24 protein-coding genes are annotated in these 21,522 nt (G+C 47.7%); 7 read left to right on the top strand and 17 right to left on the bottom strand.

The window, feature by feature from the left end:
* Positions 1-59 precede the first annotated feature (59 nt).
* From IE163_RS13395 to leuS, 10 genes are read right to left on the bottom strand one after another with little or no spacing between them, the layout of a single operon-like run.
* Positions 60-1,223 (bottom strand): D-alanyl-D-alanine carboxypeptidase family protein, encoded by a 1,164-nt coding sequence (locus tag IE163_RS13395; protein ID WP_189433490.1) that lies wholly within the window; start codon positions 1,221-1,223, stop codon positions 60-62.
* Between the two features lie 40 nt (positions 1,224-1,263).
* Positions 1,264-2,127, bottom strand: a complete 864-nt coding sequence (locus tag IE163_RS13390) for a septal ring lytic transglycosylase RlpA family protein (protein WP_189433489.1) — start codon at positions 2,125-2,127, stop codon at positions 1,264-1,266.
* 1 nt (position 2,128) lies between these two features.
* Complete coding sequence (rodA, locus tag IE163_RS13385) at positions 2,129-3,250, bottom strand: rod shape-determining protein RodA (RefSeq protein ID WP_189433488.1); 1,122 nt, start codon at positions 3,248-3,250, stop codon at positions 2,129-2,131.
* Complete coding sequence (gene mrdA, locus IE163_RS13380) at positions 3,243-5,111, bottom strand: penicillin-binding protein 2 (RefSeq protein ID WP_189433487.1); 1,869 nt, start codon at positions 5,109-5,111, stop codon at positions 3,243-3,245. The genes rodA and mrdA overlap by 8 nt, the downstream gene beginning before the upstream one ends.
* A gap of 2 nt (positions 5,112-5,113) precedes the next feature.
* On the bottom strand, positions 5,114-5,584 hold the full coding sequence (gene rlmH / locus IE163_RS13375) for a 23S rRNA (pseudouridine(1915)-N(3))-methyltransferase RlmH (protein WP_189433486.1): 471 nt from the start codon (positions 5,582-5,584) through the stop codon (positions 5,114-5,116).
* A 6-nt stretch (positions 5,585-5,590) separates the two neighbouring features.
* Positions 5,591-5,911 carry a ribosome silencing factor gene (rsfS, locus tag IE163_RS13370; protein WP_189433485.1) on the bottom strand — a complete coding sequence of 107 codons (321 nt, stop codon included), beginning with the start codon at positions 5,909-5,911 and terminating at the stop codon, positions 5,591-5,593.
* Between the two features lie 52 nt (positions 5,912-5,963).
* The gene (nadD, locus tag IE163_RS13365; protein WP_189433484.1) at positions 5,964-6,599 is read right to left on the bottom strand and encodes a nicotinate-nucleotide adenylyltransferase; all 636 of its coding nucleotides are present in this window, start codon (positions 6,597-6,599) and stop codon (positions 5,964-5,966) included.
* Entirely contained in the window at positions 6,592-7,632 is a 1,041-nt protein-coding gene (gene holA / locus IE163_RS13360) for a DNA polymerase III subunit delta (protein ID WP_189433483.1), read from the bottom strand. Before holA ends, nadD begins: the two co-directional genes overlap by 8 nt.
* Positions 7,632-8,123 carry an LPS-assembly lipoprotein LptE gene (locus IE163_RS13355; RefSeq protein WP_189433608.1) on the bottom strand — a complete coding sequence of 164 codons (492 nt, stop codon included), beginning with the start codon at positions 8,121-8,123 and terminating at the stop codon, positions 7,632-7,634. The genes holA and IE163_RS13355 overlap by 1 nt, the downstream gene beginning before the upstream one ends.
* Before the next feature lies 1 nt (position 8,124).
* Positions 8,125-10,710, bottom strand: coding sequence for a leucine--tRNA ligase (leuS, locus tag IE163_RS13350; protein ID WP_189433482.1), 2,586 nt, complete (start codon positions 10,708-10,710; stop codon positions 8,125-8,127).
* Positions 10,711-11,052: 342 nt separating this feature from the next.
* Between leuS and IE163_RS13345 the strand changes: the two genes are divergently transcribed.
* The 4 genes from IE163_RS13345 (at position 11,053) to IE163_RS13330 (ending at position 14,451) form a co-directional block, all read left to right on the top strand.
* Complete coding sequence (locus tag IE163_RS13345; RefSeq protein WP_189433481.1) at positions 11,053-11,517, top strand: zinc ribbon-containing protein; 465 nt, start codon at positions 11,053-11,055, stop codon at positions 11,515-11,517.
* 19 nt (positions 11,518-11,536) lie between these two features.
* Complete coding sequence (locus IE163_RS13340) at positions 11,537-12,409, top strand: universal stress protein (protein WP_229833571.1); 873 nt, start codon at positions 11,537-11,539, stop codon at positions 12,407-12,409.
* A 186-nt stretch (positions 12,410-12,595) separates the two neighbouring features.
* The gene (gene nhaD, locus IE163_RS13335) at positions 12,596-14,047 is read left to right on the top strand and encodes a sodium:proton antiporter NhaD (RefSeq protein ID WP_189433480.1); all 1,452 of its coding nucleotides are present in this window, start codon (positions 12,596-12,598) and stop codon (positions 14,045-14,047) included.
* Positions 14,048-14,100: 53 nt separating this feature from the next.
* Positions 14,101-14,451 carry a putative quinol monooxygenase gene (locus IE163_RS13330; protein WP_189433479.1) on the top strand — a complete coding sequence of 117 codons (351 nt, stop codon included), beginning with the start codon at positions 14,101-14,103 and terminating at the stop codon, positions 14,449-14,451.
* Positions 14,452-14,522: 71 nt separating this feature from the next.
* On the opposite strand, the gene IE163_RS13325 is transcribed toward IE163_RS13330, so the two are convergent.
* From IE163_RS13325 to IE163_RS13300, 6 genes are all read right to left on the bottom strand, one after another.
* A complete protein-coding gene (locus IE163_RS13325; protein WP_189433478.1) occupies positions 14,523-15,479 on the bottom strand; it encodes a hypothetical protein in 957 nt (318 codons plus the stop codon).
* Positions 15,480-15,661: 182 nt separating this feature from the next.
* Complete coding sequence (locus IE163_RS13320) at positions 15,662-16,408, bottom strand: HvfC family RiPP maturation protein (protein ID WP_189433477.1); 747 nt, start codon at positions 16,406-16,408, stop codon at positions 15,662-15,664.
* On the bottom strand, positions 16,408-17,244 hold the full coding sequence (locus tag IE163_RS13315; RefSeq protein WP_189433476.1) for an HvfB family MNIO-type RiPP peptide maturase: 837 nt from the start codon (positions 17,242-17,244) through the stop codon (positions 16,408-16,410). The genes IE163_RS13320 and IE163_RS13315 overlap by 1 nt, the downstream gene beginning before the upstream one ends.
* Before the next feature lie 5 nt (positions 17,245-17,249).
* Positions 17,250-17,783 (bottom strand): HvfA family oxazolone/thioamide-modified RiPP metallophore, encoded by a 534-nt coding sequence (locus IE163_RS13310; RefSeq protein ID WP_189433475.1) that lies wholly within the window; start codon positions 17,781-17,783, stop codon positions 17,250-17,252.
* A 137-nt stretch (positions 17,784-17,920) separates the two neighbouring features.
* Positions 17,921-18,643 (bottom strand): cytochrome c biogenesis CcdA family protein, encoded by a 723-nt coding sequence (locus IE163_RS13305; RefSeq protein WP_189433474.1) that lies wholly within the window; start codon positions 18,641-18,643, stop codon positions 17,921-17,923.
* 14 nt (positions 18,644-18,657) lie between these two features.
* The gene (locus IE163_RS13300) at positions 18,658-19,074 is read right to left on the bottom strand and encodes a thioredoxin family protein (RefSeq protein ID WP_189433473.1); all 417 of its coding nucleotides are present in this window, start codon (positions 19,072-19,074) and stop codon (positions 18,658-18,660) included.
* 167 nt (positions 19,075-19,241) lie between these two features.
* On the opposite strand from IE163_RS13300, the gene IE163_RS13295 reads away from it, so the two are divergent.
* On the top strand, positions 19,242-19,760 hold the full coding sequence (locus IE163_RS13295) for an RNA polymerase sigma factor (protein ID WP_189433472.1): 519 nt from the start codon (positions 19,242-19,244) through the stop codon (positions 19,758-19,760).
* A 53-nt stretch (positions 19,761-19,813) separates the two neighbouring features.
* Complete coding sequence (locus tag IE163_RS13290; RefSeq protein ID WP_189433471.1) at positions 19,814-20,443, top strand: NrsF family protein; 630 nt, start codon at positions 19,814-19,816, stop codon at positions 20,441-20,443.
* A gap of 16 nt (positions 20,444-20,459) precedes the next feature.
* On the opposite strand, the gene IE163_RS13285 is transcribed toward IE163_RS13290, so the two are convergent.
* Positions 20,460-20,735 (bottom strand): hypothetical protein, encoded by a 276-nt coding sequence (locus IE163_RS13285; RefSeq protein WP_189433470.1) that lies wholly within the window; start codon positions 20,733-20,735, stop codon positions 20,460-20,462.
* 184 nt (positions 20,736-20,919) lie between these two features.
* On the opposite strand from IE163_RS13285, the gene IE163_RS17845 reads away from it, so the two are divergent.
* Positions 20,920-21,522: Lon-like protease helical domain-containing protein (locus tag IE163_RS17845; RefSeq protein ID WP_229833570.1), on the top strand; the 603-nt coding region annotated here is incomplete at its 3' end.

The raw sequence follows: 21,522 nt of genomic DNA, 5'->3' as shown, positions 1-21,522 counted from the left end.
CCTTATTCTAACAAAAAATCCCGGCATATGCCGGGACTTCTCTTGAAAACCAGCAGAGCTTAATTAAATTTCATTTTAATATAATCGATCATCCGACCGAAAAAGCCGCCTTTTTCTACACTTTCTAACGCGACCAGCGGATACTCTGCAATATCTTGCTCAGCGGTGCGTAGGTAAATTTTACCAACCACCTGGCCTCTGGATATGGGGGCGACCAGCTGTTGATCCAAGCTAATTTCAGCTTTTAAGTTACGGCGCTGGCCGCGGGCTAACGTAATAGGAGTGTCTTGTGCTAACCCCAAAGCGATAGTTTCTTTGGCTCCTTGCCAAATACGCTGATCGGCAAATTTTTCGCCGGCCTGATAAGGCGAAAAGGTTTCAAAGAAACGGAAACCGTACGTCAGTAATTTCTTGTTTTCGGCAGCGCGGGCGCGTTCATTAGCGGTACCCATGACCACTGAAACTAAACGCATACCTTCACGAGTCGCTGAGGTAATTAGGCTAAAGCCCGCTTCTTTGGTATAGCCGGTTTTTATACCGTCTACTTCTAAGCTGCGATCCCATAATAAAGAGTTGCGGTTAGATTGGCGGATATTGTTGTAAGAAAATTCACGTTCGGAGTAAAGGGCATAGAGATCCGGCACATCACGAATTAAGGCGCGTGATAACACTGCCATATCTCGAGGGGTAGTATATTGGTCTTCTAAGTGCAGACCATGGCTATTGCTAAAACGGGTATTGGCCATACCCAGACGTTCAGCGTGGGCATTCATCAAATCGACAAAGGCGTCTTCGGTGCCAGCAATATGCTCTGCCATAGCAACACAGGCATCGTTACCTGATTGAATCATAATGCCGCGGGCCAGGTCTTCTACCTTAACCTGGGTGCCGACCTCGATAAACATTAACGATGAACCCGGGAAGTTTTTTGACCAGGCGCGTTCACTAACGGTCACCATATCCGCTAAACTGATATTGCCTTGCTTTAACTCCATACCAATCACATAAATGGTCATCATTTTGGTTAAACTGGCAGGAGCAAGCGACATATCTGCATTTTCTTCAGACAACACTGTGCCCGTATCATAGTCAACCAGGATATGTCCCTTAGCTGCAACGGTTGGCGCTTGTGGCGTGACAGTTTGCGCACTTAGCGTGGCGGTAAAACACACGCTGCTGATAGTAAGCGCGGCGGCACTAATAATATATTGATAACGAGTCATGGCACCTGTTCTTTAGTTAAAGTTATTGAAATTCAGTAAATTAACCGCATTGGCGGTTATCGAAGAAAAAGGCCTCGGGGTAATTTGCCGCCCGAAAGCGTTTTAGCCAGTTTTGTGCTTGCTGCATATCGGAGGTTGGGCCGACTAATAATCGGTGCAAACCATTACCACTGCGAACTTCTGTTGGTACTGACCACTGTTTAGCGACTTGTTGCTGTAGCTGCGTGGCACGGCGATTATCGCTGCTGGCCAGTAACTGAATATAACATTGTCTGGCCAAGGATACACCTGAACCGCTGGTATTTACTGTTTGCTGCGCCAGCATCGCCGGCGATTTTAGCAGTTCTACCTTAACCCTGGCTGTACCGCGCTGCAACATGCCTATTTTATAGGCTGCCGAATATGATAAATCGATAATTCTGTCTTGATGAAAAGGTCCCCGGTCGTTTACCCGTACGATAGCGCTTTGATTATTATCAAGGTTAGTGACGCGGACATAAGAAGGTAGCGGTAAGGTTTTATGCGCCGCGGTCATCGCAAACATATTGTAGACTTCACCATTAGAGGTGTAATGACCGTGAAACTTATTGCCATACCAGGAGGCGATACCAATTTCCTGATGGGAAGTCAGGTGAGATACCGGTAAATAATTTACCCCAAAAATATTATAAGGGTTGTTACCGCCACGGCTTAATGGCTCTGCCTTTGGTGTGGGATCGGTCATTTCTAATATAGTCGGCAATCTATCGGGCTTGCTATCCTGATCCTGCTGGTAACGTCCTTCATTTGGCGACACCATTTTCTTGCTGGTCGGTTTGGGTTCTGGTGCAGACGGTTTGCTACTACAAGCCGTTAAAAATAAGCCTGTTACCAGGCAGAGGCAGCTAAAAAGTATTCTAGTCATATCAGGTCTTGGCTAAACTTCGTTTATGAGTACTTACCGACATTATAATGCCAAAAGCGGCCATCATCGTCACCATAGAAGTGCCACCATAACTCACCAGCGGCAATGGCACGCCAACAACAGGTAACAACCCAGACACCATACCAATGTTCACAAAGACGTAAACAAAAAATGTCAGGGTGAAGCTGCCTGCTACCAGCTTGCTGTAATTATCCTGTGCCCGTGCGGCGATTAGCAAGCCCCGGCCAATAATAAACAAATATATCACGAGTAAAACCAACACACCGATTAAGCCAAACTCTTCACTCAGTACTGAAAAAATAAAGTCGGTATGCCGTTCGGGTAAAAACTCTAGTTGTGACTGTGTGCCTTGCAGCCAGCCTTTGCCATCAACACCGCCGGAGCCAATGGCAATTTTTGATTGAATAATATGATAGCCAGAACCAAGCGGGTCGCTTTCCGGGTTGAGAAAGGTTAACACGCGCCGCCGCTGATAATCATGCATAAAAAAGGTCCAAAGTACCGGTGCAAAAGCAGAGATCAGCGCAATAATAAAGCCGATGAGTTTCCAGCTCATTCCGGCCATAAAAAGCACAAAGATACCGGCAGTGGAGATCAGTAATGCTGTACCCAAGTCTGGTTGCTTGGCGATGAGCAAAGTAGGAATGGCGCACATAATAAAACCGATCAGCAAATGATGCAGCCGCGGTGGCAAATTGTGTGAGGCAATAAACCAGGCAATTGCCATAGGTACTGCCAGTTTCATAATTTCAGACGGCTGAAACTTCATAAAACCCAAATCTAGCCAACGTTGTGCGCCTTTACCGATATGTCCGAACAGTAGCACGCAAATCAGTAGGGCTGTTCCTACTAGAAACAGCGGTAATGACCAACGACGTATGGTTTGCGGATTAATTTGTGCAAAGCCTATCATCACTGCAAAGGCGATACCCAAGCGCACCAGTTGGCCTTCAACCATTCGCTCGCTTTGACCTGAAGCGCTATACAGCACCACTAAGCCATAACCAATCAGTGCCAGTAAGCCGAGCAATAACGGCGTATCAATATGAAAAAATGCCAGTCGGCTGATCCTACTCTGTGGATTGACCAGGCTATCATTCATCGTTATTTACTCCGGCGCTAAAATAGTAATCGAGCATTTGGCGGGCAATAGGGGCGGCAGTGCTACCACCACCACCGGTGTTTTCTACGGTAACGGCGATCACAATAGTAGGTGAATCTGCTGGTGCGTAGCCAATATACATGGCATTGTCTCGCAGGCGCTCGTCCAGCGCATTGGCATCGTACTTGGCATCTTGAGCAATACTAACCACCTGTGCCGTACCTGTTTTACCAGCAGAGGTATAGTTGGCGCCGCGGAAGGCGTTAAAGGCGGTGCCTTTTTGGGTATTAACGGTTTGTAGCATGGCATCACGTATTACCTGCCAGTTACGGGGATTCACCACGGGCGTACTACTTTTCAAACTGGTGCTAACACTATCGGTACCCAGATCATCAGTGAGCTCTTTGGCAATATGCGGCGTAGGCTGCATCCCATTATTTAATAATACTGCAGTAGACACCAAAAGCTGCAAAGGCGTCACTGTCCAATAGCCTTGGCCGATACTTACTGCTACGGTATCACCATGATACCAGGGTTGATTGTGCCGGGCGCGTTTCCAGCCGCGGGATGGCATATTGGTATTAGACTCTTCCAAAATATCTATGCCACTTTTCTCACCAAAGCCCATGCTTTGCATATAGTCAGAGATGCGGTCTATACCCAGTTTTACACCCATATCATAAAAAAAGGTATCGCAACTTTCGACAATAGCTGTGTATACATCGACCCAACCATGGCCCCAACGCTTCCAGTCACGATAGCGATGTTCAACTCCGGGCAACTGGAAAAAGCCTGGATCCCAAATACGGGTGCTAGGAGTAATGGTGTTGGTTTCCAGTCCTAACAGCGCCAGGTGGGGTTTAATGGTCGAGGCAGGGGGATAAATACCTTGGGTTACCCGGTTAATCAGCGGCCGATCGGGTGAATTAAGCAGGGCGTTATAATTAGTACTGCTGATACCATGCACGAATAAATTGGGATCGTAACTCGGGTTACTGTAAAACGCCAGCACCGCCCCATCACGCGGGTCCATGGCCACAATGGCGCCACGTTTTTCCAGCAGCACTTGCTGGGCGGTAAGCTGTAAACCAACATCTAAATTCAGCCGAATATTTTTACCAGAATGTGCAGGTACTGAGCGTAACACCCGGATCAAACGGCCACGGTTATTCACCTCTACTTCCTGATAACCCATGGTGCCATGTAATTCGGCTTCGTAATAACGTTCCAAACCAATTTTGCCAATATCGCGGGTTGCCGCATAGTTGGCCAGTTGCTCGCTTTCTTCCAGCCGAGCCAATTCGGTGGTATTGATGCGACCAATATAACCTAGTGCATGGGTGAATAAATTACCAAAGGGATAATGCCGACTTAAGCGGGCTTCAACGGTAACCCCAGGAAAACGGTGTAGATTAACTGAGACAATGGCCACTTCTTCATCATTTAGCTGTTCTTTAATGGCAATACTGTTAAAACGGCGTTGTTGGCGGACTTCTTTTAAAAAGTTGCTTTGTTGCTCTTCGCTGATCTCAATAAGCTCGGCTAGCTCGGATAAAGTCGCTGCCATATCATCAATTTGCTCTGGCACCAGTTCCAAAGAGAAGACAGGGCGGTTATCTGCCAGCAAAATACCGTTGCGATCAGTGATTAAACCGCGGTTTGGTGCCAAGGGCACCACTTTGATACGATTACCTTCAGAGCGGGTTTGATAAACCTGATAGGAGGTGACCTGCAGGTGATACATATTGGCGATGATCACCCCAAACATCAGGACCACGAAGACCATAGCAAACAGCGCCCGATGGTTAAATAACCGGGTTTCTGCTGCTACATCCTGCATGGCAACGCGCTTTTTTAACATGCTTACTCGCGATGGTAGGGGTGGTTAGTACTAATACTCCAGGCCCGATATAAGGCCTCTGCCAACACAACCCGCACCATAGGATGTGGCATAGTGAGTGCGGAGAGTGACCATTTGGCCTCACTGGCATGGATGCACGCCGGTGCTAATCCTTCAGGGCCACCGACCAGGAAGCAGACATCTCTGCCATCGTGTTGCCATTCTTGTAGCTTACCGGCAAGTTGTGGGCTGCTCCAATTAGCCCCTGTCACTTCTAAGGTGATAATACGGCTACCCTTGGGTACAGCTGCCAGCATTTTTTCACCTTCTAGCTCCAGAATGCGCTTAATGTCAGCATTTTTGCCGCGTTTACCCGCTGCTATTTCGATTAACTCAAATGGCAAATCGCGCGGAAAGCGGCGGGCATATTCCTCAAAGCCAGTGTGTACCCAGGCAGGCATTTTGGTACCTACGGCAATCAGGATTAACTTCATAACTGCTTAACCGCCCCAGAGTTTTTCCAACTGATAAAAATTCCGGCTTTCATCCAACATCACATGCACGACCACATCACCCAGATCCAGTAACACCCATTCACCGGATGCTTCACCTTCAATGCCTAATGGCTGTACACCGACTTTCTTAATTTCTGTTGCCAGATACCCGGCAATAGACTTGGTATGACGGTTAGAAGTTCCCGAGCAAATCACCATAAAATTGGTTACGCTCGATTTACCCCGTACATCCAGTGTCACGATATCACGGGCTTTCATGTCGTCGATTTTGTCTGTTACAAAAGCGACCAGTTCGTTAGTTTGCACCTTTAATCCTCAGTGGCGATTTTAAGCGCCGTATTTTACCACAGTTTGGGCATTAGCAACCATAGAGTCGTTGCTGGCGGATATATTGCATCACTGCTGGAGTTAACATCGCTTGTATCTCAGTATTTAACGGCAGCTGTTGCCTAACAAAGGTAGCACTTTCGGCAAAGTCAGGGTTATTTAGCAGCAGGATCACGCCAGCCTCTTGCGTAGTTAACTGCTGCAAGTTACCGCTATATTCCTTTAGCAATGCTGGGGCATCGCCTTGTTCGGCTGAGTAGCCTGGGCGACGGCAAACAATCAGATGCGCTAATTGCAAAATATCTTGCCATCGATGCCACTTTTTAAAGTACTGCAACGAGTCCATACCAATAATAAAGGCCAGTGGTTGCCTAGGATGCTGTTGTTTTAGCGTGAGTAAACTGTCAACCGTGTATGAGGGAGCCTGACGATTAAGCTCCAGCGACTCCAACTGCATTTTTGGTTCACCCGCGATAGCCAGCTGCACCATTTTTGCACGCTCTGCGCTACTCACGCCTGGTGTGGCCCGGTGTGGCGGTAAATGGCAAGGCATTAAACGAACACTGTTCAGTTGGCAATGCTCCAGCACATAACGTGCGCAGGCCAAATGCCCCTTATGAATGGGATCGAAGGTACCGCCAAAAATACCGATAAGCGTGTTAGTCATAAGCCTGCTGTAACGAAAAAGTGCGGGCTAACGGGTGACAAAATAGTGTCACCAGATGCGCCAATGCCAATAACGGATCGCTTAACTGACCTGCTTTATAGTGTCGGTCAAAGGCTGCTAGCTCTTGCAGCACATAATCGAGCCAGCGCACTGTTAGGCGTTTAATGGCTTGTTGGTAGAGTGGCTGACGCTTAGGCCAAATCGCCAGCTGTTTAAATTGTTCATTTAAATTACCGTTTTGTGCGGCTAAGCTTAACTGGCGCAATTGTAGTAATTCTTTTTGCAATTGCCAGGCAATCATTACCGGTTCGGTATCTTGCTCTAGCAAGCGTTTTAGCCGATGCATTGCTTCGGCACTATCACCGATAAGTACTGCATCGATCAGCTGGAACACATTATAGCTGGAATGATCAGCGAGAAAGCGACTAAAGAGCTCTGCATCCACCCGCTCGGTTGGATGTGTTAGGGCCAGCTTTTCCAGTTCTTGTCTTGCTGCTAGTAAGTTGCCGGCACAGTGTTGTTGCAATAATTGCACGGCATCTGAGGTGAGTTGTACTTTTAGCTGTTGGGCTCGTTGTTGCAGCCATTGCCGTTGTTGCCGTTCATCCAGAGGATAAATAGGGATTTGTACCGCCTGAGCTTGCAGCTGTTTAAACCAAGCTAGCTTGCTCACTTCGCTATGACTGCGACTACCATGAATCACCAGTACAATATCGTTATGTAGCTGATTGACGAGCAGCTTTAATTGTTCATTCATACCTGCTGGGGCTTTGGCGGGCACCAATTCCAGTTCAATTAAACGCCGCTCTGCAAACAACGACATGGCGCTTAGCTCATTTTGTAGTGCCTGCCAGTCAAATTGCGCATCGGCGCTAAAACTGATGCGCTCCAGAAAACCTTGCTGTTTGGCAGCAAGGCGGATTTCCTCAACCGCTTCAAATTTTTGCAGTGGCTCTTCGCCAAAAACCAGGTAACAGGGTGCAAGACCCTGTGTTAGTTGCGCAGCTAATTGATTGGCATACAGCTTTTGCATTAGCCCAAACGCGCCAACTGGCGAATAATGCGGTTAGCGGCTTGTTGGCGTAATTCGCTTAATAGCAGCTCTAATTCCTGAGCCTTAGCAAGCGCCTGATTGGGATCATCTTGATAATCACGGTAGAGCTCAAACTGATAGCGCTGAGGTTCCTGTCCAACTAACTGGATCAGATACTCAACTTTATAAATCAGTTCGTACTCAGCAACCTGGCCATTCGCAAATAGCGATAAGGTACGCCGCTCCAGCGTATCACGTACTAGTGTCAGTGCGGGCTTGTCGGCTTGATAGCTACTAATCAGCTCAACTTTGTTTTGCAAAAAACGTTGCTTTAGTAGTGTGGCAAGCTCGGAATGTGCCTCGCTCTGCACGTAAATAGCCGGATACTGACTGAGCGGTAAGTTACCGCGCAGATGAAAGCCGCAGCCCGTTAACAGGCTGGCAGCTAGCCAGAGTAACGCTAGCCTGACCAGAGGAAAACGGGCCGCCATCTTAGCCAACCACCAGGTTGAGCAACTTGCCTGGGACATAAATAACCTTACGAACGCTGACACCTTCCAGGTAGCGCTGCACGTTCTCATCCAGCTTGGCTATCGCTAGCACTTGCTCTTGGTTAGCATCAGCAGCAACAGTGACTTTGGCCCGCACTTTACCATTAATTTGCACCACCACTAGTTTTTCGTCTTCTACCAAAGCTGCGCTATCAACCACCGGCCAGGCCGCTTGTTCAATACCTTGAGTATTGCCAAGCTGCGCCCATAAATACTGGGCAATATGCGGTGTTATCGGATTAAGCAGTTGCAGCAAGGCAGTGCAGGCTTCGCGCATCACCGCTTTATCCAACGGCGTGGCTAAACTGGCTTTTTGCAGCTTATTAGTTAACTCCATTACCGCAGCGATAGCGGTATTAAAGGTATAACGACGGCCGATATCGTCAGTCACCTTGGCGATGGTTTTGTGCAGTTCACGGCGTAAGGTTTTTTGCTCATCGTTAAGCGCAGTTAGGTCTAACTCACCGGCGGCACCGGCAGCCTGTACTTCGCTGACTAGGGTGTAGATGCGTTTTAAGAAACGATGCGCGCCTTCTACTGCCGAATCTGACCACTCCAGGGTTTGCTCTGGCGGTGCAGTAAACATCATAAATAAGCGCACGGTATCGGCACCGTATTGATCGATAACTTTTTGCGGATCGATGCCGTTGTTCTTCGACTTCGACATCTTGCTCATGCCCGCCGAAAGCACCGGCTGACCATCGCTTTTCAGCGTAGCCTGGGTAATGCGGCCTTTTTCGTCACGTTCAATTTCGACGTCTTGCGGTGAGAACCATTGCTGGCCGCCATTGGCCGTTTCACGATAGAAGGTTTCGGCTAATACCATACCCTGGCACAGCAAGCGTTTAAAAGGCTCGTCGCACTTTACTAAGCCAACATCACGCAATAGCTTATGGAAGAAGCGCGCATATAACAGGTGCAAAATAGCGTGTTCAATACCACCAATATATTGATCAACCGGCAGCCAATAGTTGGCTTTTTCCGGATCTAGCATGGCTTTGTCATAATCCGGGCTACAGTAACGCGCATAGTACCAGCTCGACTCCATAAAGGTGTCGAAGGTATCGGTCTCGTGAAAGGCATCGCCACCATTAAATTCGGTTTTGGCCCACTGCGCGTCGGCTTTGATGGGGGACGTAACCCCATCCATCACTACATCTTCCGGTAATACCACCGGCAGGCGATCTTCAGGCACGGGCACAACAGAGCCATCAGGCAGGTTTAACATCGGGATAGGAGTGCCCCAGTAACGCTGGCGTGATACACCCCAATCGCGCAGGCGGTAATTTACTTTAATCTCGCCTTTACCCAAGCTGCCTAGTTTGTCGGCAATGGCTTTAAAGGCAGCGTCAAAGTCTAGACCATTAAAGTCGCCTGAGTTAAGCAGCAGGCCTTTTTCGGTATAGGCCGCGGTGTCTAAGCTGGTAGCGCTGCCATCCGCTGCCGTGACCACTTGCTTGATTGGCAATTGATACTTGGTAGCAAATTCATAATCACGTTGATCGTGGCCGGGTACTGCCATTACGGCACCTGAGCCGTAATCCATTAACACAAAGTTGGCGACCCATACCGGTACTTGTTCGCCAGTCAGTGGGTGAATCGCATAAACGCCAGTAGCACAGCCTTTTTTCTCCATGGTAGCAAGCTCGGCTTCGGCCATTTTGCCGCCTTTTATCTCTTCGATAAAGCTTGCTAATTGGCTGTTGGTTTTCGCTGCCGCCAGTGCTAGTGGGTGCTGAGCCGCAACAGCGACATAGGTCACGCCAAATAAGGTATCCGGGCGGGTAGTGTACACTTCCAGCTCGCTGTCTTGGCCAGCAATGGCAAAACGGATATTGACGCCCTCTGAGCGGCCAATCCAGTTTTTCTGCATAGTGCGCACTTGCTCTGGCCATTCGGTCAGTTGCTCTAAATCTTGCAGCAGCTCTTCGGCATATTGGGTAATACGAATAAACCACTGCGCTAATTCGCGCTGTTCGACTAAAGCGCCTGAACGCCAGCCGCGGCCATCAATGACTTGCTCGTTAGCTAACACGCACTGATCAACCGGATCCCAGTTTACCGTAGCCATTTTTTTGTAGACCAAGCCTTTTTCATAAAGCTTAGTAAAGAACCACTGCTCCCAGCGATAGTAATCGGGTTTGCAGGTTGCCACTTCACGATCCCAATCGTAACCAAAACCCAGCCGCTTTAGCTGCGTTTTCATATAATCGATATTTTCGTAAGTCCACTTGGCTGGGGCAGTTTTGTGGTTAATCGCGGCGTTTTCAGCCGGTAAACCAAAGGCATCCCAACCCATAGGTTGCATCACGTTTTTGCCTTGCATGCGCTGAAAGCGGCTTACTACATCGCCAATGGTGTAGTTGCGCACATGGCCCATATGCAAACGGCCACTTGGGTAAGGAAACATGGAGAGGCAGTAAAACTTTTCTTTGCTGGGATCTTCCGTTACCTTAAAGGCATTGTTGTCTTGCCACTGCTGCTGCAGGGTGGTTTCAATCTGCTGTGGATTATATTGCTGTTGCATTTACGTCTTCCAGAAAAGTCTTATACCCGTTATCCTTGAAGCTGCAGCGGTGTTGGCTGCGCTCGCTCACTGGAACGCCAGTCCGACCCAATCACATAGTATTCCTATGCTCATGGGTCGCACGGGCGCCCCCGTTCGTTCACTTGCCGCCTACCTGCATCTTCAATGATTTTGGGTATGGTGCGGGCCTGTAAGTTTGCGCTAAAGCAAAGCACAGGCAAAAATTCGCTATAGCATACCTTAGGCGGGTTTTGACAACAATAAGCAGTGCTTGGTCTATACTTGTTTTAACACGCCCCAGGCGCTATGTCCTTTGTTTTCATTTGCTAACCGGAGTATGAGATGGCTGAATTTAAACAAAAGTACCAACAATGGCTCACTGAGCTCACCGAGACGCTCAATCAGGCCAGTCAACAGCAGCTACAAAATATGCTGGAGTTTGCTGATACCTTTAAAGCCTATTTAAAAGCAGGCAAAGAATTAAGTGCCTACGAAAGCCAATTATTTGTAGAAACCCTGAAGCGACAGTTTGCAGAAGCGCATGATGAAGAGCAGCAACCGTCGATGTGGACCGAGGAGCTTTGGCAGCAGCTGAGTCAGATCACCGATAAAACTCAGGTCGAGTGGGCCGAGCTGATGGAGGACTTTAAGCATCAGGGCGTTTACTATCAGGGCGAATATGTTGGCATGGGGCGCTACCGTTGCAGTCAATGCCAGCAGAGTATCGATTATACCCATCCTACAGAGATGCTGTGCTGTGCCCATTGTGGTGGTGTGCAGTTTTTCCGGGATGGCTTGCCAGTTTGAACGCAGTATAAGGTAGTAAATGATGACAGCGCTAAATACAGAGGCTAAGGTTGTTGCCTGCATTGATGCTTCACCTTATGCCGAAGCCGTATGTGATTACGCGGTGTGGGCAGCGATTCAATTACAGACGTCGCTGACCTTACTGCATGCCATTGATAAGGCTCAGCATACCCAAACCCCAGATTTAAGCGGTAGCTTAGGTTTGGGCTCACAGGAAGTTTTATTACAACAGTTAGCCGAGTTGGATGAAAAGCAGAGCACCCTAGCGCTGGAGCGGGGACGGTTTATATTAGCTGCTGCCAGAGCGAGAGCCGAGCAAGCGGGTCTTAGTGCCGTTGCAGAAATACTGCGACCTGATACCTTGTTAAATTCGTTAAAAAGTTTGGCGCCAGACTTACGTTTATTAGTGATAGGCAAGCGAGGTGCCAGCAGTGCTGAAGAGCATGGTCAGTTAGGCTTACATGTTGAGCAATTGCTTCGTACTTTAGATAAACCGGTGTTATTAACACAGCAACGCTTTAAGGCTCCACTGCGAATTATGCTGGCTTTCGATGGTAGTGCCACTGCGCAAAAAAGTTTGGCGATGCTTGCTGCCAGCCCACTATGCCGCGGGTTATTGGTGCATATCGTGTTAGCAACGGGACGTGCTGAAGACAGCCAAGTCAAGCTGGATGCTGCTGCAGAGCAGTTGGCTGCGGCGGGCTTTACCACTCAAACTGCCATCATCGCTGGTGAGCCAGAAAACGTTTTGAACCAATATCAGCAAGAGCATCATATCGACTTAATGATTATGGGCGCTTACGGCCATTCTCGCATCCGTCAGTTTATTTTGGGCAGCACTACGACGGCCATGATCCGCAATGCAAAATGTGCTTTATTGGTGCTGCGCTAACTATCCTACGCTGTTTGCCGTTTTATTAGACTAAATGCTAGGGCTAAGGTAGCCAGTAATACAGATTTAGGCCTGTATTGTTAGAGAAAAGGGCGTATCATATGCCCTCAATGTCGCCACCGTGCACTTATTGCACTGGGGTAGGCAGAGACCCTCCTCCTGCTTAATAACGTTACAGAAGCCATCATGTTTAATTTCAGAACTTTCGCGGTATTACTGATTTCCGTGGCATGTATTCCTGCTACGGCCTTTGCTGCCTCCGGCCCAATTAATTTAACGCTAAGCCCCATAGGTCTAATTGCGTTAGGCTTATTTGTTTTAGCGTATATGCTAGTTATGGCTGAAGAAAAGATTCATTTACGTAAATCTAAACCGGTATTGGTGGCTGCCGGTATTATCTGGGCTCTTATTGGCTGGCGCTACATGCAAGCAGGGATGCCGGAAGCGGCAGAGTCGGCGTTTCGGCATACACTACTCGAGTTTTCGGAGTTAATGCTATTCCTGTTGGTGGCGATGACTTATATCAATGCCCTGGAAGAACGACGACTGTTCGATGCGCTGCGCGCTTGGTTAATTCGCTCAGGGTTCAGCTATCGCAGCCTGTTCTGGATTAGCGGGGTTTTAGCCTTTGTTATCTCTTCGTTTGCTAATAATATGACTACTGCCATGTTGATGTGTGCTGTTGTCATGAAAGTAGCGGAAGGGGATAAAAGGTTTATAAACCTTACCTGCGTCAATATTGTAGTAGCTGCCAATGCGGGGGGCGCCTTTATTCCTTTTGGCGACATCACCACATTAATGGTCTGGCAGGCAGGCATTATTAGCTTTAATGAATTTTTTACCCTCTTTATCCCAGCTGTAGTGAACTTTTTAGTACCAGCGTTGATTATGAGCCTGTTTGTAGAGAAGCGTTCGCCCGGTGGTTTTTCTGAGGAAGTCGAATTAAAGCGTGGGGCTTTACGTATTCTTACTTTGTTTTTACTCACTATCGCCACTGCTGTCGCTTTCCATTCGTACCTAGGGTTGCCACCGGTTTTAGGTATGATGACCGGCCTTGGCTACTTACAGTTTTTTGGTTTCTTTCTACGCAAAACCTTGCCCGGTTCGCTGGCACGAAAAAAAGCGATTGCTGAGCGTGAAGGCGATATGGAGCGGATCCGTGCCTTGGGCCAGGTGGTACCCTTTGATGTGTTTAGCCGGGTAGCTCGGGCAGAATGGGATACCTTATTGTTTTTCTATGGGGTAGTGGTTTGTGTTGGTGGTTTAGGATTTATTGGTTACCTGGAATTGTTATCCACCGCACTTTATACCAATTGGAACCCGACTGCCGCCAACGTGGTTTTAGGGTTAATGTCGGCAGTAGTGGACAACATTCCGGTGATGTTTGCGGTACTTACGATGAATCCGGAAATGTCACATGGTCACTGGTTGCTTATTACTTTAACTGCGGGCGTTGGTGGTAGTTTATTGTCGATAGGATCTGCGGCGGGTGTCGCTTTAATGGGGCAGGCACGTGGTTACTACACCTTTGTCGGGCATTTAAAGTGGGCACCGGTTATTTTGTTAGGGTATGCCGCCAGTGTGATCTGTCATTTATGGTTAAATGCCGAACTTTTTAGTATCTTTGGTCGTCCTTAAGAAACATCACGCCCACCTCCGCTGGCGGTGGGCGATGAATAAGAGAGTGGTTTATGTCGAAAAAAGTCTATTGTGTGGCGCAGTTTTTACCTAAAAAAGGTAAAGACGCTGAGTTATTTCAGGTACTACAACGCTTAGAGCCTAACACGCTGCGTGAAGATGGTTGTTTGCAATATATCGTGACGCGTCAGATCAGCAGTCCTTTTGCTGAAGGTAAAAGCTTCCCAATTGCTTTTAATGAGATTTGGGCTGACTTGCCGAGCTTTGAAGCGCATTGCCAACGTGCAGAAATAGTACAGTTTTTCGAGCGCTATTGTTTAGCCGAAGATGGCCTGGCAGCCGACTGGAATGTCTGTATTTACAGTGATGAGCCAGCCAATTTTGATGCGCCAAAGCTAGCCTAAAGTGTGATGATGCCTTGTTAAGCAGTCGTAGCCGTACGTTACGACTGTTGTTTTAAACAAGCACAAGAGAATCAGGCCACCTGCTTTTCAGCTAAGTGCAGTTCCATCAGTGCTTTTAATAGCCTGAATAAACGAATAGAAGCATCAATTTCTTCGCGTCTGTTGGTCAGGCTTTCTACGTTTAAACCCAGCGGAATATCCAGGTTGGCGCAGTGCTGCAAAATTTGTTGCAAATTATCGCGGCAAATTTTTATTGATTCATTCAGTGGGTTATCTGCGTCCAAAATACGGTATTTGCTACCCTCTGGGACAGAAATACCCAGCCACTGCATAAAGTCCAGTGTTTGTTCGCCACCACAGGGGGTAAAGGTAAGAATAATCCGCTTTGGGCTAAGGCCTTGTTGTTTGCAGCTTCTGGCATAGCTGGTCAGTAGATCTATAGTCGCTTGCGCGTTATAGACAGCCTGCGAGATAAAAAACTCACAACCTTGCACTGACTTTTCAATTAAACGTAAATGTTCGTTGCCTTTTTTGGCATGACGCTCGGCAATGGCAACGCCACCCAGATAAAATAGGGTACTGTGCTCTGTCAGATGTTGATAGGCTTCAGGCAGGCTAAGCTTGATCTCACCACTGGATGAAGGGCTGCCAACTAATACCAGATTTTGTAATTGATATTCTTCAGCCGTTTGCGAGAGCCAGCTCTTAAACTCGGCGGCATCACGCTGCGCCACACTTTTATAGGTAATAACATCTTGCTGGGCCAGTTGGCGCAATAATTGCCCGTATTCCCGCGGATCTAAAGTGCTATGGAACGGGAAAGGGCGCTCTGCAGCTACCCGGCTGCTTTCATCCTGAATATCGTAAACAATTAGACCATCGTACTCAATTTCATTTAAGCGACCGAGCAATTTTTTGGCAATGCGCGCGACTTTATCAGCAGCAGTATCAGTTTTAGGTGGTGTGGTACCTATGAGATAGACGCCTTGTTTAGGATCGGTAATTTTTTGCTGTAATGATAACGCCATAATACAGATACCTCAAAAAGCTCGCAGCTGAAATTGCTATAAAGGTAGTATACAGCTATTTAGATGGCTGGCCATCTAAAGTTAATTGAAATTTGTTGGTTGCTACATGAAAAAAATTCAAGCAGCTGCGTTGCGCTAAACTTATGTAAACGTTGTACTCATTTTTTGAAGCGCCTGAATGGTTATTTAAACGCTGGCACTATGGCACCTTTAGCGGCAAGCTCTTGCAATAGCGGTAGCGCCGCTGCCTCTAATTGAGCTGGGGTTAGCGGCGCTAAACTAGGCGCTAATGCTTGAGTTAGCTCAGAGAGCGTTTGTCCGGGTTTTTCGCTTAATTGGTTTAACAACAGCAGAGTGGCTTGATTTAAACTGACAAAGATCACCTCATCCTGATAATCCCGATAGATTAAGAAGCATTGTAAGTCACCAGCTGTACTCGGTTGGAAGTGATTGCTGATCCGCTGCACTGGGTATTGATAGGCGGCTAACATTGCCAGTTCTGATAACGCCAGTGAGCTCGTTGTAAGTTCCACTGGTGCGAGTCGTTGTAAACTGTGGCGTGCTTGTTTAGTGCCGATATACAGCTCAGCCCATTCATAATGCGCTAGTTCGGTTAAAAAAGGCGGATCTTGTGCTGTCAGCGGGTACTGTTGCAAAAAGCTGACGAACTGCTCGGCAATATGCAAAAAATAGGGAGATTGGCAGGCATAACCAGCAAAAAACTGTTGTTGCAGCGTTAGCCAAGCGTCTGCCGGGTAAAGGCTATGTAAAACCGGAAAGGCATTGTCGAGAAAGCCCCGCACATTGTTAAAAAATAATTCTCGGTATACCTCAAGCCGCTCAATTTCGATGGCTTCGGGCGCCGGATATTGTGCCGGATCCCGGATATAGTTAGCAAAAGCCAGCTGTGTTTCACTTAAGGCTGACATTAGGTTAGTTCCAAAGTCGCGCGTTGTTGCAAGGTTTTAATCTGCTGCAGTTCAGCACATAGTGCGGACATCGGCGGCAGATTAAAGTCCCGCTCATACAGGGTAGGTTTTACGCCATGACATTGATAGGCTTGCGTGAGTAAATGCCAGACTGGATCAGGTATATCAGCACCATGGGTATCAATTAACAGTGTCTCGGTTTGCTGATAGTGCCCGGCGACATGATAGTAGGCAATGCGTTCGCTCGGCATAGCGTTTAAAAAAGTGCTAGCATCGTAACCATGATTGACGGCGTTAACATGAATATTATTAACATCCAACAACAATTGGCAGTTCGCTTCGTTTAATACCGCCAGCAAAAAGGCTTGCTCACTAAGTTGCTGGCCGGGAGCTGCATAGTAGGACACATTCTCGATAATTAACGGTCGCTCCAGCATGTCTTGCACCTGCCGGATACGGTTGGCAACATAGCTTACCGCTTCCTCCGTAAAAGGAATGGGCATTAAATCATATAGATGACCACCCGCAGAGCAGTAACTCAGGTGTTCGCTGTAAAGCAGGATATTATGTTCATCAAGAAACTGTTTGAGCTGGCGAATAAAGCGCCAGTCTAGTGGATCTGGGCTACCGATAGAAAGCGATAAGCCATGGCAGAAAAAGGGATAGCGTTCAGTCAGTGTTCGAAAGTCGCGTTGTAACTTGCCACCATAAGGCAGCCAGTTCTCGGGGGCGACTTCAAAGAAATCTATTGCGGATGGCTTGGCGTGCAGTAATTCCGGCAACATTTCTCGGCGCAGACCAAGGCCTGCGCTCTGTGGCTTAATAGTGCTGTACATTTAGGTTACATCGAACCGCATTTACCTTCACCGCACTTCATTTCTTTGGCTTTATCGCTGGCTTTCTTTTTGGCATCAGCTGCTTTATCAGCAGCTTTGTCGGCGGTTTTGCTTTTCATTTCAGCGCCGCATTTGCCCTCACCACATTTCATTTCTTTTGCTTTGTCGGCTCCGGCTTTTTTGGCATCGGCCATTTTCTTCTGCATCTCAGCGCCACACTTGCCTTCACCGCATTTGCCTTCGCCGCACTTCATTTCTTTGGCTTTATCGGCACCGGCTTTTTTAGCGTCAGCCGCTTTTTTTTGCATATCGGCACCGCACATGCCCTCACCGCATTTCATTTCTTTGGCTTTCTCGTTAGCCTGCTCTTTGACTTTAACCTTTACACCACTACCCGTAGTTTTGTCGTCCGTTAACTGGTATGCCATTGTCAGTTGCTGGGCTTGAAATGGATTAGGGTTGTCAGCCGCAGTCGCTGCTGCACTTAACGCCAGAGCGCCAAGCGCAAGTGTTAATTGAGTTTTGGTTAGTTTATTCATGTTACTTTCCTCATAGGAGTTCGCTGCATGATAGCTAAATGTTTTGCATACAGCGTTAATTATAGTCTAAGCCTAAACAGTTATGGTTACGGTGTAAAGCCACAAGTATCTCAGTGGGTATTAGCACAAAACATCCACTAGTACTGTGTTACTAAATTTAACCAGGCTTGCGGCAAATGCTCTGTTGCCCAAATCAACAGCAGTTTATCTAACTGAGTTAAAATCATCAAACCAACTAGCACTAGGCTGTAGCCTAAGATTTTCCGGGCTAACTCACCCCCCGCCACTAGCTTAGGTAAGTATTTTCTGGCTGAACCCGCAAAAAGATAAGCAATAGCGATTAAAGGTAAGGCCGCGCCAATTCCAAAGATGAGCATTTGCAATCCCGCGTTTATTATTGAACCTGAGGTGCCAGCTAAGCCTAAGGCTGCCCCCAGAATGGGCCCAGCACAAGGGCTCCAAATTGCTCCTAACAACATACCTAACCAAAATGCACCGCCAGGCTTTTGCTCTAACAGCGTTGCCAGTTGATCTGCTTTTGCCGCAAGGGGCGCTAGCAAGCCAGTGCTACCTTGTTTAAGCCAGGGTAGCACCAGAGCCAAGCCAAATACTACCAGTAAACTGGCAAAGAGCGGGCGGGTAACACTTTCGCTCAAACCTAAAGCATGACCTAGACCATGCAATAGCATGCCCATCAAGGCAAAACCGAGCGCTAAACCTGCCCCAGTAAAAACTGGGGCAAGCTTATGTTTGGCTAATCCTGAGCTTGCCATCACCGGGAGCACTGGCAAGATGCAAGGTGACAGTGTAATAAGCATTCCGGCCAGTAATAACAAGGGAAGCAAGCTATAATCGATCATGGTACCACTCCGAGTTACAGGGCTTTGGCTAGTTCGGCTTTAATGGCCATTTCGTCGGTCATACCACGACTACGAGACACCTCCTTGCCCTGACGAAACACAATAATGGTGCTTTGTCCGGTCACGTTAAACCGTTGGTTCAAGGCTTTTTCAGTGAGTTGGTTGTATTGCAAAACAGTAAGATCTTGCAAGGCAGGATCCATCAAAGCGGCTTTGATAGCAGGTACCTGGCGTGCACAGACCGGACAGCCAGGTTTAGTCGCAACCAGGACAAAACTGCCGTTTTGCTCCACTTCAGCCAGTTGTGCGGCGCTGTAGCTTGGTAAGCTCAGGTTAGTGGCTAACACGGGCTGAGCAGCCAGCCCTAGTAACAACGTTGCCGTAAAAGCCAGCTGTTTTAGATTAGTTCTAGTGATATTTGTGTTAAACATAACAGTACTCCGCTAGATAGGTTTATTAGATGAGCTAAGAGGGGCCCACAACAAGTAATTGGTCGTAAGATTGAAAAAGGTTACAAAAAATATTTTTATTTTTTCTGTAACCTTTGGTGCCCAGGTTGACAATATGTAGAAGTGAACTGCAGTTAACAGGATAAAGTATGAATGAATGGCCAGCGCTGCTGCAGCGTGCCCAGCAAGGGGATAAGCAGGCCTACCATACCTTTTTAAAGGCCGTAGTGCCGTTTTTACGCATGCGTGCCCGCCGCTATGTTGCACCACAGCAACTAGATGATTTTGTGCAGGATGTTTTACTCACACTACACCGTATTTTGCACACCTATCAGGGTGATTTACCGGTTGAGCCGTGGCTAAGCGGTATCCTAAAGCACAAACACTATGAAAGTTGGCGCCAAACTGCACAGGAGAGAACGCAGTCGTTAGCCGAAGATGAAAGCTGGCACCCCACGGTCGAACTGGATGAAGATGAGCAATACAGTGCCGTGAGTCGCCTGTTAGCGCCCTTGAGCGAGGTACAGGCTCAAGCATTGTATGCGACGAAGGTTGAAGAATTATCCATTACTGAAACGGCAACCCTTTTGCAGCGAAGTGCCGTTTGGGTAAAGGTTAATGTGTATCGGGCCATACAGTTACTTCGCACCGAATTAGCAGAGAAGTAGCGCCTTAATTAATAAAGGTAAGATGACGGTATCAAGCCACGAGGAGCAGCGTAATGTCGGATAACACTGATTTTTTAATTGAGAAACTGGTTGCTTCGCACCGTGCGGTAACACCGCTTAAAGTTAAGCCCCTATTGTTGCTGGCGTTACTGATGATAGCGGGCTGTGCCTTGATTATCTTAATGCCGTTGGGATTGCGGGCTGACTGGCATGCAGCCGCCTTATTGAAAAGTGCAGCCTTATTAACCCTAACCATGGCATCGCTGAAACTGACTTTAGTCGTGAGTAGGCCAGAGCAACCTTCTTGGCAAAATAGCTGGAGCTTGTTCTTGTTACTACTTTGTGCCGGTGTTTTGTTTATCGCATTTACCGCACTAGGTATGGAACTGAGCATTGAAGAGGCGATGCAAGTCGGCTCGTTCTGGGCCTGCGTTAGTTGGGTTGGGGGCGTTGGTGTGGTGGCAGTATTGATATTACAGCGTTTGCTGCGTCGTGCCAGGCCAGGACAACGGAGTTCGTTGCGTTTGGCCGTGCCACTGTGTGCCGCGCTGCTGGCTGCTACTGTCTACAGTTTGCATTGCCCAGTAGATGCGTTGGTTTATTTGGCAACGGCATATTTGTTAGCGGCCAGTATTGTTGTGGCTTTTGGCTGGTTACTCAGCAGGCGTTTGTGGCGTTGGTAATAATAATTTAAATTACTCAGTGCACCCGGTAAAACCGACAAAAATAGTCAATAACACTATCGGCATCCAGCCGTTGAAATTTCAATTGCTGTTTCTCTATCAAGGCTTTGCCTAACGTTTGCAAGGTATGGTCAAGTGGTGCCCCACTGGGGCGCGCTATTTGATGTTCATTAAATAAAAAATCCAGAGCTGCCGAGGCGTAAGATTTCCCCGGTAAGGGTTGGGCTAACTCCAATTCATGCAAGCGCACCCCAAGGTTACGAATCTTTTCCAGGCAACTACGCTCGTTCATGCAAGGCTCCGCTAACAATGTTCATTAAGTTATTTTGTTATCGGCGGGCTTTACTGAAACTTTAGCGCTGGGCAGAGCCGGTGGCTTTTTGCTAGTATAGCGAAGCTGTTGTCAGCTATTGAAATTGCTGCCTGACAACAACTTCCTGAATAAATAGACAGTTCAATAGATTTTAAGGCGATACATGACAAAGCAAAGCCATTCGCTGGCGCTTAACCCTCTACAGTTGTCTACGCAACTGGACCCACAACTGATTAGTCAGGCACTTCAGAAGCAAGAGTTACCTCCCGCCTTTATTGGTCAGGATAGGGCGCGTACAGCATTGGAGTTTGCTATTGGCATGGATATGCCAGGTTATAACTTATATGTCATGGGTGAGCCGGCGTTGGGCCGTTTTACTCTGGTACAGGATATTTTGCAGCAAGCTGCCAGTGAAAAGGCGACGCCGGATGAATGGTGCTACCTAAGTAACTTTGATGATGAACGGGTACCTAATACGCTACGGTTGCTACCCGGTGAAGGCCGGCAACTGGTGAAAAAACTGGAAGCCTTAATTGATGAGCTGTTAGACACCTTTCCGGCCGCTTTTGATAACCCAGGTTATCAGCGTAAAAAGAAAGCTATTCATCGTTCTTTTGATCAGCGCTATGAACAAGCCATTGAGCGTGTTGAGAAAAAAGCCCTGGAAAAGCAGGTTGTGCTCTATGAAGAAAACGGTGCGGTTAGCTTTTCACCCATTATTGACGGCAAGCCATTAGACGATCAAGAGTTCTCCAAGCTAACCGAA

The organism is Alishewanella longhuensis (assembly GCF_014653435.1).
GTDB lineage: Bacteria > Pseudomonadota > Gammaproteobacteria > Enterobacterales > Alteromonadaceae > Alishewanella > Alishewanella longhuensis.
The sequence above is the reverse complement of the archived record's forward strand: the minus strand, read 5'-3'. Positions and strand labels throughout refer to the sequence as shown.